The organism is Curtobacterium sp. 9128 (assembly GCF_007673775.1).
Classification (GTDB): domain Bacteria; phylum Actinomycetota; class Actinomycetes; order Actinomycetales; family Microbacteriaceae; genus Curtobacterium.
The window spans coordinates 659155-674738 of sequence record NZ_VEAF01000001.1 but is presented as its reverse complement, the minus strand read 5'-3'; the positions used below and the strand labels follow the sequence as shown (position 1 = coordinate 674738).

General features: G+C 71.7%; 12 protein-coding genes. 5 read left to right on the top strand and 7 right to left on the bottom strand.

What is annotated here, in order from left to right; genetic code table 11:
• Positions 1 to 2 precede the first annotated feature (2 nt).
• A complete protein-coding gene (locus FS641_RS03160) occupies positions 3 to 938 on the top strand; it encodes an ADP-ribosylglycohydrolase family protein (protein ID WP_144759693.1) in 936 nt (311 codons plus the stop codon).
• 99 nt (positions 939 to 1037) lie between these two features.
• Positions 1038 to 1835: a hypothetical protein gene (locus FS641_RS03155; RefSeq protein ID WP_144759690.1), complete on the top strand. Its 798-nt coding sequence runs from the start codon at positions 1038 to 1040 to the stop codon at positions 1833 to 1835.
• A 32-nt stretch (positions 1836 to 1867) separates the two neighbouring features.
• Here the strand turns inward: FS641_RS03155 and FS641_RS17905 are convergent, their stop codons facing one another.
• Positions 1868 to 2386, bottom strand: a complete 519-nt coding sequence (locus FS641_RS17905) for a hypothetical protein (RefSeq protein ID WP_186317550.1) — start codon at positions 2384 to 2386, stop codon at positions 1868 to 1870.
• A 124-nt stretch (positions 2387 to 2510) separates the two neighbouring features.
• Here FS641_RS17905 and FS641_RS17900 point away from each other — a divergent pair, with 124 nt between their 5' ends.
• The gene (locus tag FS641_RS17900) at positions 2511 to 3035 is read left to right on the top strand and encodes a GrpB family protein (RefSeq protein WP_186317549.1); all 525 of its coding nucleotides are present in this window, start codon (positions 2511 to 2513) and stop codon (positions 3033 to 3035) included.
• Positions 3036 to 3044: 9 nt separating this feature from the next.
• Here the strand turns inward: FS641_RS17900 and FS641_RS03140 are convergent, their stop codons facing one another.
• Both FS641_RS03140 and FS641_RS03135 read right to left on the bottom strand, forming a co-directional pair.
• Entirely contained in the window at positions 3045 to 3470 is a 426-nt protein-coding gene (locus tag FS641_RS03140; protein WP_144759682.1) for a hypothetical protein, read from the bottom strand.
• Positions 3471 to 4180: 710 nt separating this feature from the next.
• Entirely contained in the window at positions 4181 to 4675 is a 495-nt protein-coding gene (locus tag FS641_RS03135; RefSeq protein WP_144759679.1) for a hypothetical protein, read from the bottom strand.
• Positions 4676 to 4856: 181 nt separating this feature from the next.
• Between FS641_RS03135 and FS641_RS03130 the strand changes: the two genes are divergently transcribed.
• Complete coding sequence (locus FS641_RS03130; protein WP_144759676.1) at positions 4857 to 8309, top strand: TM0106 family RecB-like putative nuclease; 3453 nt, start codon at positions 4857 to 4859, stop codon at positions 8307 to 8309.
• Between the two features lie 83 nt (positions 8310 to 8392).
• Here FS641_RS03130 and FS641_RS03125 read toward each other — a convergent pair whose 3' ends face one another.
• Together FS641_RS03125 and FS641_RS03120 are read right to left on the bottom strand one after the other, a co-directional pair.
• The gene (locus FS641_RS03125; RefSeq protein ID WP_144759673.1) at positions 8393 to 9052 is read right to left on the bottom strand and encodes a GPP34 family phosphoprotein; all 660 of its coding nucleotides are present in this window, start codon (positions 9050 to 9052) and stop codon (positions 8393 to 8395) included.
• A gap of 66 nt (positions 9053 to 9118) precedes the next feature.
• A complete protein-coding gene (locus FS641_RS03120; RefSeq protein ID WP_186317548.1) occupies positions 9119 to 9892 on the bottom strand; it encodes an HNH endonuclease family protein in 774 nt (257 codons plus the stop codon).
• Between the two features lie 86 nt (positions 9893 to 9978).
• Here FS641_RS03120 and FS641_RS03115 point away from each other — a divergent pair, with 86 nt between their 5' ends.
• Positions 9979 to 10758 (top strand): aldo/keto reductase, encoded by a 780-nt coding sequence (locus FS641_RS03115; RefSeq protein WP_144759667.1) that lies wholly within the window; start codon positions 9979 to 9981, stop codon positions 10756 to 10758.
• A 33-nt stretch (positions 10759 to 10791) separates the two neighbouring features.
• Here FS641_RS03115 and FS641_RS03110 read toward each other — a convergent pair whose 3' ends face one another.
• Together FS641_RS03110 and FS641_RS03105 are read right to left on the bottom strand one after the other, a co-directional pair.
• Positions 10792 to 14082 (bottom strand): DEAD/DEAH box helicase, encoded by a 3291-nt coding sequence (locus tag FS641_RS03110; RefSeq protein ID WP_144759664.1) that lies wholly within the window; start codon positions 14080 to 14082, stop codon positions 10792 to 10794.
• 67 nt (positions 14083 to 14149) lie between these two features.
• The gene (locus FS641_RS03105) at positions 14150 to 15418 is read right to left on the bottom strand and encodes an ice-binding family protein (protein WP_144759661.1); all 1269 of its coding nucleotides are present in this window, start codon (positions 15416 to 15418) and stop codon (positions 14150 to 14152) included.
• Positions 15419 to 15584: the final 166 nt, after the last annotated feature.

The following is a 15584-nucleotide window of genomic DNA, read 5'->3' as shown; positions in this document are numbered from 1 at the left end:
CCATGACGAACACCACGGACCGAGCCATCGGCGCAGTCCTCGGATCCGCCGCGGGCGACGCCCTCGGCGCTGGCTACGAGTTCCAGCCGCCGGTCCCGGAGCCGATGCCCATCCGCATGAAGGGCGGCGGCACGTTCAACTGGGGGCCGGGGGAGTGGACCGACGACACGAGCATGGCCGTACCGATCCTGCGGACCGCCGCGCGCGGTGGATCGTTTGCCGACGAGGCAGCGCTCGACGGACTCGTCGCGGCATGGGCCGAGTGGGCGCGTACCGCCCCCGACGTCGGCATCCAGACCAGCAGGGTGCTCACCGGACTGGAGGCTCGGACCGCCGCCGCCTCGCGGGCGTCAGCCCGGACGGAACACGACCAGAGCGGTCGTTCCGCCGGCAACGGATCGCTGATGCGGACGGCGCCGCTGGTCCTCGCGTACGTGGACGCCGACGAGCGCGAACTCGCGGACGCCGCGCGGGCCGTCAGCGACCTCACCCACCACGAAGCCGACGCGGGGGACGCGTGCGTGCTGTGGTGCGTGGCGATCCGACACGCGGTCCTGCACGGGGAGCTCGACGTCCGGCGTGGGGTCGACCTGCTGCCGGCCGAGCGGCGGAAGATGTGGGCGGAGCGACTGTCCGCCGCCGAGGCCGGTCAGCCGGTGGACTTCACGGCGACGAACGGGTGGGTCGTCTCCGCACTGCAGGCTGCCTACGCCGCGGTGCTGCGGACGGACTCGCTCGAGACCGCCCTCGTCGCCGCGGTCCGGTCGGGCAACGACACCGACACCGTGGCGGCGATCGCCGGCGGCCTCGCGGGCGCGCTGTACGGGGCGTCCGCGCTGCCCGAGGAGTGGCGTGAGCTGCTGCACGGCTGGCCGGGCCTCCGGGCCGACGACCTGGTGTCGCTCTCCGAGCAGGCACTGCGGGCAGCAGCGGTCTGAGCCGGCGCGGCGTCGGAGGCTTCGATGGGGGGAGCCTCCGGCGCCGCGCCTGGTCGGGTGAGGACCCGGCACTGCGCCCGTGTGTGCCAGGCTGCTGTCGTGCCGTCGAAGCTCCCGCGCTCGCTGATCGGCTGGAGTGTCGCTGCCTGGGCCGGGACCGTCGTCGCGCTCGTCCTGCAGCTCTGGGTCTGGGTCGTCCTCGCGACCCGGAAGGTCAGCCACGGGAGCGGCGACTACCTGGGGCACCAGGACGCAGCACTCGTCCTCGGTGTCGTGCCCGCGTTCGTGTCGCTGGTGCTCGCCGTGCTGGTGCTGCGTCGGCGTGGGCGGTCTCGCAGCGCGGTCGTGCTGCTCGTCGCCGACGTGGCGTGTCTGGCGCTGGTGGGTGCGCTCGTCGTCCCGGCGGCGATCACGGTGTTCCGGTTCGCGCCGACGGACGACGCGGTGTTCGCCGAGCGTGCCCGTCTCGGGTACTTCGCCCACGGGGACCTCGGCGCCGAGTTCACCCCCGACGGGGCCCAGGTCGCCTTGCAGTCCCGGGTCGACGCCCTCGCGCGCGGGCTCGGGACCGAGGTCGTCGTCCCGCACGACGACGCGTCGGCGACGAATACCGACCGCGATCGCCCGGGTACCAGTCCGGCGGGGATCGCCTGCACGGAGTACGCCGAGTCGTTCGTGCTGTCGTCGTCCGTGGACCGAGCGCGCGCTGCGGCGTACGTCTCGTCCGTGTGGGCGAAGCAGTCAGCGGCGGGCAAGGGCACCGTCACCGATGGTCAACGGTCGCTCGTGTTCGCGCCGCGATCCGGGGGCTCCGTCGAGTACCGGCCCGAGGACCGGACCTTCGTCACCAGGACCGCCTGCCTGATCGGCGAACCGGCTCGCCCGATGGGCGGGTGACCCTGCGGAGGCGATCCGGGCCTCCCACGGAGCTAGTCGGGGATGCCGAGGCGCTCGCACTCCGCCCACTGCTCCGGACGGTGTCGCGCCAGCCAGTCCTCGAACTCCGCGTAGCCGCGGTTGCTCGTGAGGACCGTGAATTGCTTCTTCGACTCCGCGTTCCAGCCGGTCAGCATGACGAAGGTGACGCTGCCGTTCGACTGTGTCGCGAAGCGGAGCCGGTGCACGTCGTTGACGTCCCGGCGTCGCGTGCGACCGAGTGCCCGTCGGACGTCGTAGCGCTCGTCGTACACCCTGATCCGCGAGCGGCCGAAGACCAGGCCGAACGGCAGGAGCACGATGCCGCCGCCGATCAGCATCGCAGGGATGCCGCCCCCGAGGTCCGGCGCGAAGCTCGACTGCACGACGGCGCCGAGGATCCCGATCACCAGGGCCCCGCCACCGACCATGACCAGGAACGTCGACGCGAGCCACGATCGTCGGACGACGAAGAGCGGCTTCGCGGCCCCCTTCGACACGGTGCCGCCCCACGTGTTGATGCTGTCGCTCATCGTTCCCCCTTGCCACACCACGGTACCGAAGCCGTCGCGGGTGCGTTCTGCGTGCGGCCGGACTGGAGGCTCGGCTCGGCTCGACGACGTCGCGCACGGCATCGAGATGGGTACGCTGCCCGAGATGGTCGAGCTCGTGGAACACCACGCGGAGTGGGCAGCGCTCTTCCGCGCCGAAGCCGACCGGCTCGCGCGGGCACTCGGCCCCGACGTCATCGCGATCGAACACATCGGGAGCACAGCGGTCCCCGGGCTCGCCGCGAAGCCGATCATCGACCTCGCCGCTCGTGCCGCTGTCGGCGTCGACCCGTTCGGGCTCGCCGCGCTCGTCACGCCGCTCGGGTACGAGCAGCATCGGCGAGGTCCGAAGAACCACGGCGTGTACGTGCGATCGTCGGGGGAGCGGCGGACGCACATCCTCCACGTGTTCGCGGACGACGTCTGGGAGACCTGCAACCAGCGGCTCTTCCGGGACACCCTGCTCGCCGATCCCGAGGCGCGTCAGCGGTACGGGGAGCTGAAGCGGGCGCTCGCCGACGTCGACGACGGGCGTGGGTACACGACGGGCAAACGAGCGCTCGTCGAGGAGCTGCTCAACGCCGAACGTGCACGGCGAGGACTCCCGCCGACGGCGGCGTGGGACAAGTGAGCGGCGGGATCAATCGCCGCCGTCGATGAAGTCGTCCACGTCGCCCGCTCCGCAGAGCGACTGCACCTGGATCGTCATACGGCTCGTCGTGGCGGCGAAGAGGATCGAGTCCACGTCATCGTCGGTCGAGCCGACCCGGTGCAGGATCTTGCCGTCCGCGCGCTTGACGCTCTGGGTGTTCGTCGAGAGCCCTTCTTCTCGCCATGCTCGGTCCACGCGATCCACGGCAGGGCCCGGATCGTCGACTCCGTCGGAGGTCTGGTCCCACGAGAACACGACGCCGTCAGTGCCGGCCGCTGTCGTGCAGCGGTCGGGTGAGGGCCCGTTGCTCTCGCTTGTCCAGTTCCCGCCCGCCGTCACCATCGTGACGCGGACCAGCGCCTGCATCTGGTCGGAAGCCCGCTCCGCCGTCAGGGAGTCCGGCGGCTCAGCCATCCGTGCGCACCCGGACACAGCAAGGCAGGCCATCAGGACGAGTGCGGCTGCGCGAGCCCTCATTCGGAGTCCCCGGCATTGCCTCCGGCGGAGTCTGACGAGAGCTGCAGGCCGATCGCCCACTTCCCGGGCCAGTTCGCACCGACGAAGGAGCGGGGCCGGTCGTCGTTCAACGTGCTCCTTGTCCGATGCGTGGAGTAGCCGTTCTCCTGGAGTACCGCTTCGGCGCGGTCGGCTCCGGGACGGCCGAGTACTGCAACGCACGGATCTTCTCCGCGATCGCCTCGTGACTGCTCCGAGGAAGCTCGGGCATGCGGCGGGATGGCCCTCGACGAGTCGGGGAGCGAGCCGGACTTCGTGACACCGTGCATGTCTGCGTCCCGCGGCACGCCCGCGGTGGGGAGGTAGGTGCCACCGAAGGACGAGCTCGCAGGATTGTGACGAGTCATGCTGCCCATCTCGCCCATCCACGACCATCCGTCGCCCTTTGTGCCGAACGGGCCGTCGTCGTCGACTGTGCGTGGTGCCTGCGCGACGTACCCATGGCCGGCGTGGATGTCCGCAGCGGTGGGGATGTCGCGCTCGATCCCTGCGCATCCGGCCGCCACACGGTTCTCAACGCCGTGGTCGCCTTGTGGGCGTGAGACGGCGTTGCCGAAGCCTTCGTCGAATTCTCATGCGATTGCGCAGCGACGAAGCGGGTAGCTCCATCAGGGCACCGGGAATTCGTCGACATTGCCGGCTCCGCAGAGCGACTGGACATTGATGGACATCTGGTCCGTAGTCGCGTTGAACTGGATCGAATCGACTTCGCGCTCCGCGGAACCGACTCTGTGCAAGGTCTCCCCGTCGGCCCGCTTGTACTTGTGATCCTGCGTGGCGAGGCCTTGGTCTCGCCACGTGCGGTCGACGCGCTCCGTCACAGCAGCCGGGTTGCTCGTGCCATCAGCTATTTGATTCCATGAGAACCAGACGCCCTCATTGCCATCTGGCATCGTGCACGGGTCTGCTGCTGGACCGTTGCTCGTGCTCTTCCACTCGCCGCCGGCGGCCTTCATCGTGTCGCGAACCAGCGACTGCATCTGGTCAGAAGCCTGCTTGGCGTCCACGGCTGGCGTTCCCTTCGTCGAGGAGCATGCGTTGACGGTCAGTGCGATCGTCAGGATGAGCGCGGTGGCCCCTGTCCGGCAGATGAAGGAAGTCATCGGGTCGAGAAGTTTCTGGTTGTTGCTCGAGCCCCGCTCTTGCTGACCTTGTCCGCGACGTGACCGACGGCCCCCTTGTCGAACACCAGTTGTGCCACGGAATCGCCTTCCCCCGAAGTGGACGTCCGGCAGCATATCAGCCTCCGTTCCGGTGTCGGCCGCCACCCGTACGGTGGTTCCCATGCAGATCACCCCCGAGGGCCGCGCGCTCCTCAGCCCGAGCGACCTCACCACGTGGGCGTCGTGCGAGTGGGCGTTCCTGCGCAGACTCGACACCAAGCTCGGCCGCGCCGAACCCCTGCCGGACGAGCACGACGACATGCTCGACCGCACGGCGCGACTCGGTGACCAGCACGAGGCCGACTACCTGGAGATCCTCAAGCGCACCCACGACGTCGTGGAGTTCGACCGCCCGGCACCGCCGCAGTACGCCGAGGCAGCCGAGGCCGCGCGACGGGCGATGCACGACGGGGCCGACGTCCTCTTCCAACCGACGTTCCACGCCCCCGCGACGGAGCACGAGGACGGTTTCATCGGCTTCGCCGACTTCATCATCCGGAACGAGCGCGGCGAGTACGAGGTCTACGACACCAAGCTCGCCCGCCACGCCAAGATCAGCGCCCTCCTGCAGCTCGCCGCCTACGCCGAGCAGATGCGCGCGCACGACATCCCGACGGGCGAGCAGGTGCACCTGGTGCTCGGCGACCGGACGACGACCACGCACGACCTCGCCGACATCACGCCGGTGTACCGCACGCAGCGGGCCGAGTTGCACCGCGTCATCGCGGAGCGCCTGGCGGACGACGAACCGCTCCGCTGGGGTGACCCGCGGTGGTCCAGCTGCGGGCGGTGCGCGGTCTGCCGGACCCAGGTGCAGCAGCACCGCGACCTGGTGCTCGTCGCCGGTATGCGCCTCGACCAGCGGACGAAGCTGAACCGGCAGGGGGTGCTCACGATCGACGACCTGGCGGGCCGCACCGCGGCCGTGCCCGGCATGTCGCGGTCGACGCTGGATCGGCTGGTACGTCAGGCGAGCCTCCAGGTCGAATCGGAGTACCGCAGTGAGCCGGTCTTCGAACTCGCCGACCCGACCGCCCTCGAGGCGATCCCGTCGCCGGATGCCGGCGACGTGTTCTTCGACTTCGAGGGCGATCCGCTCCACACCGAGGACGGCGTGCACTGGGGCCTCGACTACCTGTTCGGCCTGGTCGACGACCGTGCCGACTTCACCGCTTTCTGGGCGCACACGATCCGCGACGAACGGCAGGCGCTGCTCGACTTCCTCGCGTTCATCGAGGAGCGTCGGCAGCAGCACCCGGGCATGCACGTGTACCACTACGCCGCCTACGAACGGACGCACCTGCTGTCGCTCGCGGCTCGCCACGGGGTCGGCGAAGAGGCGGTCGACGACCTGCTCCGCGCCGGCGTCCTCGTCGACCTGTACCCGATCGTCCGCAAGGCCCTCGTCGTCGGCAGCCACAGCTACTCGATCAAGAAGCTCGAGCCGCTCTACATGGGCTCGGACCTGCGCGAGAGCGACGTCACGAACGCGGCGGACAGCATCACCGCCTACGTCGACGCGATCGAGGAGCTCCGCAGCGGCGACCCAGCCGCAGGGCAGCGGATGCTCGACCAGGTCGCCGACTACAACGCCTACGACTGCCGCTCGACCCTGCGCCTGCGTGACTGGCTCCTGTCCCTCCGGCCGCCCGTGACCGAGACGCCGACCGAGCTCGACCTGCCGCCGATCCCGGTCGAGCGTGAGCCCAACCCCGTGTACACCGCGCTGACGGCGCACCTCGACGGTGTCGAGGCACTCGACCGCACTCCGGACGAGACGGCACTGGCGCTCGCCGCCGCGGCGATCGACTACCACCGGCGCGAGGCGAAGACGTTCTGGCAGGACCACTTCGACCGTCTCCGCAACCCGGTCGACGACTGGGCGGACACGCGAGACGTCCTCGTCGTCGAGCGCGCTTCGGTCGAGCGTGACTGGGACACGCTGCCGCGGGCCCGGTCGCAGTCGCGGGAGATCCGGTTGTCGGGGACGCTCGCGCCCGGCTCGCGGCTCCGGCCTGGAGGCTCACCCCACCTCGTCTACGACGACCCGCTCCCGCCATCGGTCGCCGCCCCCGCGCCGGGGTCGAAGGGCGCGTCGGCCCGCGCCGTCCTGCTGGACGCCGGACAGAACGGTGACCTGTTCGAGGTCCTGGTCAAGGAGAGCCTCCCCGTCGGCGGCGGCGAACCGCACCACGAGTTCCCCGTCGCGCTCGCCCCGGCAGCACCGCCGAGGGCGAAGCCGCAGCCCGAGGCGATCGCCGAGTGGGGACAGGAGGTCCTCGACGCCCTGCCGGACATGCTGCCCGACCCGGCACTCGACCTGCTCCGCCGCGTCCCGCCCCGCGGCACGATCGCGCCCGTCGCCGGTGACGACACGGTGTCCGCCGTCGTGACGACGCTGCTCGGACTCGATCGGTCGTACCTGGCGATCCAGGGCCCTCCCGGCACGGGCAAGACCTACGTCGGGTCGAACGTCGTCGCCCGCCTCGTCCGCGAGCACGGGTGGCGCGTCGGCGTCGTCGGACAGTCCCACGCGACGAGCGAGAACTTCCTGTCGTCGGTGGTCCGGGCCGGGGTGCCTGCAGACCGCGTGGTGAAGGTGCCGAAGTCCGGGGCGGACGAGGACGACCTCGAGGCCGCCGACTGGACCCCGGTGAAGAACAACGCCGCGGTGTCCGCGTTCCTGGCGTCCTGCGCGGACACCGGCACCGGGGGAGTCGTCGGCGGCACCGCGTGGACGTTCGCGAACGAGGGCACGATCCCGCGGCGCTCCCTCGACCTGCTCGTCGTCGACGAGGCCGGGCAGTTCTCGCTCGCGCCGACGATCGCGTCCTCGATCGCCGCGACCCGGCTGCTGCTCCTCGGGGACCCGCAGCAGCTCCCGCAGGTGTCGCAGGGGTCGCACCCGGAGCCGGTCGACCAGTCCGCGCTCGGCTGGCTGGCGGACGGCGAGCACGTGCTGCCGCCCGAGTACGGGTACTTCCTCGCGCACACCCGGCGGATGGAGCCCGCCCTCACCGCGTCGGTCTCCGGGTTGTCGTACGACGGGCAGCTGACCTCGATCGTCAGCGGGCGACACCTCGACGGGCTGGACGCCGGGGTCCACCCGGTGCCGGTCGTCCACAGCGGCAACACGACGTCCTCGCCCGAGGAAGCCGTGCGGGTGGTGGAGCTCGCGCGGGACCTGGTCGGGCGACGGTGGGTCGACGGCGACGACACACGGACGCTCACCGACGAGGACGTCATCGTCGTCGCGCCCTACAACGCGCAGGGGGCGCTCATCCGGGACGCCCTGGACCGCGCCGGGCTCCGCGGGACCCAGGTCGGCACAGTCGACATGTTCCAGGGGCGCGAGGCCGTCGTGTCGATCACCTCGCTCGCGGCGTCGAGCGCTGCCGACATCCCGCGGGGGCTCGACTTCCTGCTGATGCCGAACCGGCTGAACGTGGCGCTCTCCCGCGCCAAGTGGGCGGCGTACCTCGTGTACTCGCCGGCGCTCACGACGGCCCTGCCGCCCTCGATCCCCGGGCTGTCCCTGCTGTCCCGGTTCATCGAGCTCGTCGATCCCGCCTGACGCTCGAGTGCCTACCTCGGGCGGCTCATCGCCCACCACGTGCTCTGACGATCCGCTCGTCGCGGACCGCCTCGCGGCAGCGCTCAGCTCGACGAGGTGGTCGCCGCCGACGCCGCGGTGACCCCGGCGACCATGATCGCCGTCTGCACGTCGCGCAGGACCTGCCGCACCGCCGCCGACGCCCACGTGCCCGAGGTGATGTCCCGCACGCGGGCCCGGTCGACCTTGCCGAACTGCCGCCGCAGGGTGCCGGTGGCGTCGAGGAGGCCGATCACGGCTGCTGCGGACGGGGTGGGAGCGGTCCGCCCGTCGAGGACGGCGAGCACGCTCGTCCGCAGGTCGTGTTCCGGTCGCCCGTCGCGCTCCCGGTAGACCGTCGACGTGAAGACCCGGAGCGTGGTCCGCTGCTCCGCGAGGAGGACGCCGGCGTCGACGAGTTCGGCGTACACGCCGTCGCGGAGGTCTCGGCCGCCGAGCTTGCGCACCCACCACTTCGGGCCTCGTGGCGACGACGCTGCGGCGATCCGTGCCACGACGGTGTCGAGCACCGTGCTCCCCGTGGACGCGCCGTCGATGACGCGGACCTCACGCTGCGCGAGTTCGACGGCGCCGCGGAGTGCGAGGTCGGCCAACACCGCGCCGGCCAGGCCGCTGTCGAAGCGGCTGCCGTCGACGTCCCGACGCCCGTCGATGCCCGTCAGCAGCAGCGCGAACGCCTGGGGCACCGTGAGTTGCTCAGCCATGCCGGCATCGTCCCACGCGGTGCGGGGGCGGGTCGAGCCTCCAGTCCGGTCGTGGCGCGTCCGCGATCAGCAGTGGTCGAGCACGCGCACCATCGCGTCGTGTTCGGCGGGGGCGACCCAGAGTCCGTACTTCGACTTCACCGACACCTGGTGTGCGACGTAGGTGCACCGGAACGCGGTGTCCGCCGGCAGCCAGGTGGCGGCGTCGCCGGACCGCTTCTGCGCGTTCTGGTGCTGGTCGACCGCGAACAGGTTCTCCGGGTCGTTGGCGAGCGCCTGCCGCTGCTCCGCGCTGCGTTGCTGGGCGCCGGTCACCCAGGCGTTCTCGAGGGCGACGACGTGGTCGATCTGCACGCGGGTCGACGTCGTGTCGCCCCGGACGAAGTCGATCCGCGCACCGGAGTACGGCGACAGGAGCACGCCGGACAGCACCGTGCAGGGACCGCGTCGGACGACGTCCGTCAGGTCACGGGCGAGGACGTCGTTGCGGGTGTCGCACCCGTTGTGGTCCACGTCCAGCCACGGGCTGCCGAAGTCGGCGGTCCGGTCGTACCCCGTCGCCGGGGCCTTGCCCTTGACGGGCAGGGCGGCGAGCAGCGCGCGGGCGCGCGCCAGGTCGGCCGGACTGGAGGCCCGGCTCGGCTCCGGTACGTCGGCTGCCGGTGGCTCCGTGGTCGCGGTGGTACCCGTCGGCGCTGCCGCGTCGGCCTCCGAGGGCAGTGCTCCCCGGGCATGCAGGGCGAACACGAGGACGGCGATGGCGACGGTCACGAACGCGGACGTCAGCGCGGTCCGGGTGGTGCGGGTGGATCGTGTGGTACGGCGTCGGGTGGACGACATGTGCGGTGGTGCTCCTGGTGGTGCTCGGTGGTGCCTGCTGAGGATCCTGGTGGACGCCTCCGACATCGCCGCGTAGACACGAGGACATGACCGACTACGCAGAACCGTCCGTCCCGGTGACCGGTGGAGCGATGCCGCTCCTCGGTTTCGGCACCTGGCAGATCGCCGACGCCGACGCCCCCGCCGCGGTGAGTGCCGCCCTCGAGGCCGGCTACCGCCACATCGACACCGCCACCGGCTACCGCAACCAGCGCGGCGTGGGGAAGGCCATCGCCGACTCCGGCCTGCCCCGCGACGATCTCTTCGTCACCACGAAGCTCCCGCCGGACAACGCCGACCGCGTGCGCGCCACCATCGAGGAGAGCCTCGAGCAGCTCGGCCTGGACCACCTCGACCTGTGGCTCGTGCACTGGCCGCCGAACGGCGAGGCACGCCCCGACGTGTGGGAGCAGGTCGTGCAGGCGCAGCGGGACGGGCTGGCGAAGGCCGTCGGTGTCAGCAACTACTCGCTCGCGCAGATCGACGAGCTCGTCGAGGCCACCGGGGCGGCGCCCGCGGTGAACCAGATCAAGTGGAGCCCGGCCGAGTACGACCGTGCCGTGGCCGACGGGCTGCGCGACCGCGGTGTCGTCCTCGAGGGCTACAGCCCCTTCAAGGCGAGCAACCTGCAGGACCCGACGCTCGTCGCCATCGCCGAGGCGCACGACGTCGACACCGCGCAGGTCATCGTCGCCTGGCACGTCGCGCACGGGTTCGTCGTCATCCCGAAGTCGTCGAACCCCGACCGCATCCGCTCGAACGCCGCCGGTGCCACCGTGACGCTGTCGTCCGACGAGGTCACCCGGATCGACGGGCTCGGACACTAGGACGGCCGTCCCCTGCCCGTCCGGGTCCTGGACCTAGGCGAGCAGGGACCGGATGTCGTCCGCGGTGAGATCGTCGGCGAACAGGGCGTCGTCGTCGATCATCGTCGCGAACAGCTGCGCCTTGCGGGCCGCGAGCGCCAGGACCTTCTCCTCGATGGTGTCCTCGGCGATGAGCCGGTGCACGTTGACCGAACGGGTCTGCCCGATGCGGTGTGTCCGGTCCACCGCCTGGGACTCGGCCGCGGGGTTCCACCACGGATCGAGCACGAACACGGTGTCCGCCTCGGTGAGGGTCAGCCCGAACCCGCCGGCCTTGAGCGAGATGAGGAACGCGGGGGCGGTGCCGTTCCGGAAGCGGTCGATGACCTTCGGGCGTGCCCGCGTCGAACCGTCGAGGTACTCGTACCCGATCGCCCTGGCGTCGAGCGCGTCCGCCACCATGCCGAGGAACGACGTGAACTGGCTGAACACCAGGGCGCGCCGGCCCTCCGCGGCGAGCTGTTCGAGCTCGTCGAGCAGCAGCTCGAGCTTGGCGGACGGGATCGGCGCGTCGTCGGTCGAGGCGTCGGGGTCGGGGGACCGCACGAGTGCGGGGGACAGCGCCAGCATCCGCAGCAGGGTCAGGGAGCGGAAGACGATCATGCGGTTGCGGTCCAGGTCGTCGATGAGGTCGAGGACCTTCAGCCGCTCCCGGTTGAGCGTGCGTTCGTAGACGTCGCGGTGCGCGGGGTCGAGCGTGACCCGCACGACCTGCTCCTGCTTCGGAGGCAGGTCCGACGCGACGCTCTCCTTGGTCCGGCGCAGCATGAGCGGACGGATCCGTCGACGCAGCCGGCTCGTGAGCTCGTTCCGGGCCTCGCCGCGGAGGTCGGGTGAGGCGAGGGGCTTGACGTAGTCGTCGCCGAACCGCGTCCAGGACGACAGCAGGCCGGGCGCGACGATCGAGAACAGCGCCCAGAGGTCGGTCAGGCCGTTCTCGAGCGGCGTGCCCGTGATGGCGATCTTCACCGGCGCTCGCAGCTCGGCCGCGGCGCGGTGGGTCTGCGACTGCGGGTTCTTGACGAACTGCGCCTCGTCGAGCAGGAGCGCCGACCACGGCAGGTCCGTGTACGCGGCGGCGTCGAGGCGCAGCAGCGCGTACGAGGTCACCACGACGTCGGCGCTCGCGGCGGTGCGTGCGACGAGCCCCGGGTCCTTCAGGGACGTGGTCGTGATCGTCGCGACGCGCAGGGTCGGCACGAACCGCGCGGCCTCGTCGGCCCAGTTGCCGACGACGGACGTGGGTGCGACCACGAGGAACGGCGGGTCGTCGGGCAGCGTCGCCCGTCGGCTGGCGATCATCGTGAGGGCCTGCAGGGTCTTGCCGAGCCCCATGTCGTCCGCGAGCACGCCACCGATGCCGTTCGCCACGAGGAACGACAGCCACGCGTACCCGGACCGCTGGTACGGGCGGAGGTCGGCGTGCACGGTCTCCGGCACGGCGACGTCGTCGGGGGGTGCCGCGTCGAGGAGCCGCGCGACCGTGGCTCGCCAGCGTTCGTCGTGGTCGGTCTCGTCGGCGAGTTGATCGAACGCGGACCAGATCCCGGCCTGCAGCGGCGTGATCGTCATCGGCTGCGACGGCTCCCACTCGTCCTGGTCGCGTGCCTCGTCGATGAGCTCCTTGAGCCGGTCGAACGCCGGATCCGCGAGTGACAGGTACGAGTTGTCGACGAGCTTGAGCCGCCGCTGCCGGCTCGCGAGCGCGGTGAGCAGCGGCGTGAACGGGATCTCCCTGCCGTTCACGCTGACGACGATCCCGAGGTCGAACCAGTCGTGCTTGTCCGACGGCATCGTCGTGACCCGGATGTTCGGCGTGCCGGTGAGGCGTTCGTAGTCGAGTCGTTCGCCCTGCACGACGACGCGGACGCCGTGGTCGGGCAGCGCCGGGAGGAGCTCGTCGGCGAGCACCGCGACGTCGGCGCCCTCGACCGTGCCGTCGACGAACCAGTCGAGGGGCTCCTCGGCGCTGTCCGTGGCGCGGACGTCGGAGAGGTCCGGCAGCGGTCCGTGCATCGCGACGGGGTCCTTCCGCCCGTCGACGTGCCAGCGCCACCGCAGGTGCGCGACGTCGTCGGTGCGCGGGGCCCTGGCCGGTTCGAAGGTCACGGTGAGGACGAGTTCCGGCGGTGTGCGCTCCGGCAGCGCGATCGACCCGTCGGAGCTGACCAGGCCGAGGGCGCCGCGGAGCTTCGGTGACCAGTCCGCCAGGAACTCGTCGACCTCGGCCGTCGGGACCTGGATCCGTGTGCCCTCGACGAGCATGCGGCGCTGGTCCTCGGGGACGGGCTCCGGCGTCGGGGCGAGCTCGACGCGGAACTCCGGAGCCTCGCGCGCGACGTACAGTCCGTGGTCGCCGACGAGCCGTGCCGCACCGTCGACGACCGGACGCCCGTCGAGGACCGCGCTCGTGCCGATGACGATGCCGCCGTCGGAGCGGGCCACGTCGAGCAGGACCCGGGCATCGGTGCCGAGCGTCACCGCGCCCTCGCGCTTGCCGACGACGAACGCGATGCCGAGGGTCGGTGCCTGGCGGAGGAGGGGCCAGAGCAGCGGGCTCCGGAAGTCGTCGAGGTGGATCCAGTCGCTCTCGCCGGGGAGTCCGGCGAGCTGACCGGCGCGGTGCAGTGCGGCGAACTGCTGGAACCAGGCGTGCTGGTCGGCGTCGAGCCCGAGCCGGTTCATCGAGTAGGGGAGCGTGCTCCACGTCAGCTGTCCGCGCACCCAGTTGCCCGCGTCGCTCCGGGTCACGGGGCGGACGCCGAGCCGCACCGACCGTGACGCCGTGGGCAGCGGTCGGCCGACGGCCCGGGCCCGGCCGGCGAGCCGGGCGGGGACCGCGTCGCGGAGCTCGAACTGCAGGCCCAGCGGCGTGCTGGTGGGGGTGACCGGCGGTGCGGTGTCACCGGCGAGGCGGGCGACCTCGTGCCTCCAGTCCGGTGCCGACGGAGCCGGGACTTCCTGCCGGGGGCCGGCATGGGCCGCGACGGCGCGGGCGTTGATCGTGAGGAGCGCACCGGCGACGTGCTTGCACTCGCCGCCGATCGGACAGGTGCAGCGGGAGCGGACCGGCCGGACGAACTCGCCGCGGGCGAGGATGGTGTCGACGTGGACGTCGTACGGTTCGTCGGCTGATCCGGACACGGACGCGGTGATGGTGCCGTCGTCGTGCCAGGTGGCTTCCTCGACCAGGCCGCGCCGGACGAGGTCCCGCGCACGGCCGAACGTCTGCGGCCCGACGAAGCGGATGACGTCGACGGCGTCGATCATCGGGGCTGCTGGCACGACCCCATCGTGCCAGCAGCCACCGACCTGCGCTGCCCGGTGCTCAGGTCAGCGACGGAGCGAGCGGTCAGCGACGGAGCGAGCGGCGTCGGGCGAGGACCGCGGTCCCGATGCCGGCGGCGAGGAGCAGTGCCGCCGCGGTGAGCGGGGCGGTCGGGTCGCTGCCCGTGAAGGCGAGCTCACCCGCGGGCTGGCCGCTGCCGGGAGCGGCACCGACGGTGGGCGTCGTGCCGGGCCCGACCGGCGCGGTGGCACCGGACGTCGGGGACGCGCCACCGGTCGCGGTGGGCGGCTGCACCGTGATGGTGACGACCTGCGTCGCGTTCGGCGCGGTGCCGTTGGAGGCCGTGATCGTGACCGTCGAGGAGCCGGCGGTCGTCGGTGTGCCGGAGACGACCCCGGTGGTGCTGTCGATGGTGAGTCCGGCGGGGAGACCGGTCGCCGTGAAGACCGGCTTCGGGGTGCCCGTCGCGGTGACGGTGGTGCTGTACGGCTGGCCGGCCGTGGCGTCGGCGGGGGCGCCGGAGGTGATCGTCGGCGCGACGGTCTCCGACGTGGTCCCCGGTGCCGGGCAGCCGGAGGACGCGGTGATCGTGTTCGTGTCGAGCGTCACGGCGGCGGTGCGGGCGAGCAGACGGCCCTGGACGGTGGCGCCGCTGACGGCGGTGATGGACTGCTGTGCGAGCACGGTGCCCTGGAACTGCGCGCCGGACCCGATGGTCGCGGAGCTGCCGACCTGCCAGAACACGTTGCAGGAGGTGGCACCGCCCGTGATGAGGATCCGGGTGCCGGACCCGATCGTGAGCGTCGAGGCAGCCTGGAACACCCAGACCGAGTTCGCACTGCCCGCGAGGGTGAGCGAGCCGGTGTCCGCGAGGGACAGTGCGCCGCCGGAGTAGACGCCAGGGCTGAGGGAGCGCCCGTTCAGTTCGGTGAGTCCGCTCTCCATCGGCGTGAGGGACGCGGCGACGTTGTACGCGGTCGTGGTGTCCCGCTGCGCCTGGGCCGCGGCGGCGTCGGTCTGGTGCACGGTGCCGTTCACGATGCCGGACGTCCCGGCGCCGAACCCGGTGATCGAGGTCCCGGGGGAGAGACCGAGGTCACCGTTGACGACCGTGACCCCGGTGTTCGTGACGGTGCTCGCGCCGAGGACGCCGTAGGTGGCGGCCGTCCCGAGGTTCACCGGCCCGCTGATGACGGTGGCGGCCGATGCCGACGACGTTGCCATCAGGGCCATCGCAGCGGCGAGTCCGATGCCGGTGACGGCGGTGACGGCCGCGCGGACCACGGTGGTCTTCGTGGCCGCGGAGGGACGGAGGGAACGGGACGTGGCCATGGTGGCCCCTGTCTGGTGGGAAGAGCCACGAGGCGGGCGTCGACGACGTCCGCGTGTTCTCCGGTCTCCGCAGTGTGCGCCCTGGAGCGCCGAAACGGTGAGGATGCGTTGCTTTGCACCCCGGTTCCTGATGCGACGCCCAGGTTCGCCGTGGCCGCGGCCGCAC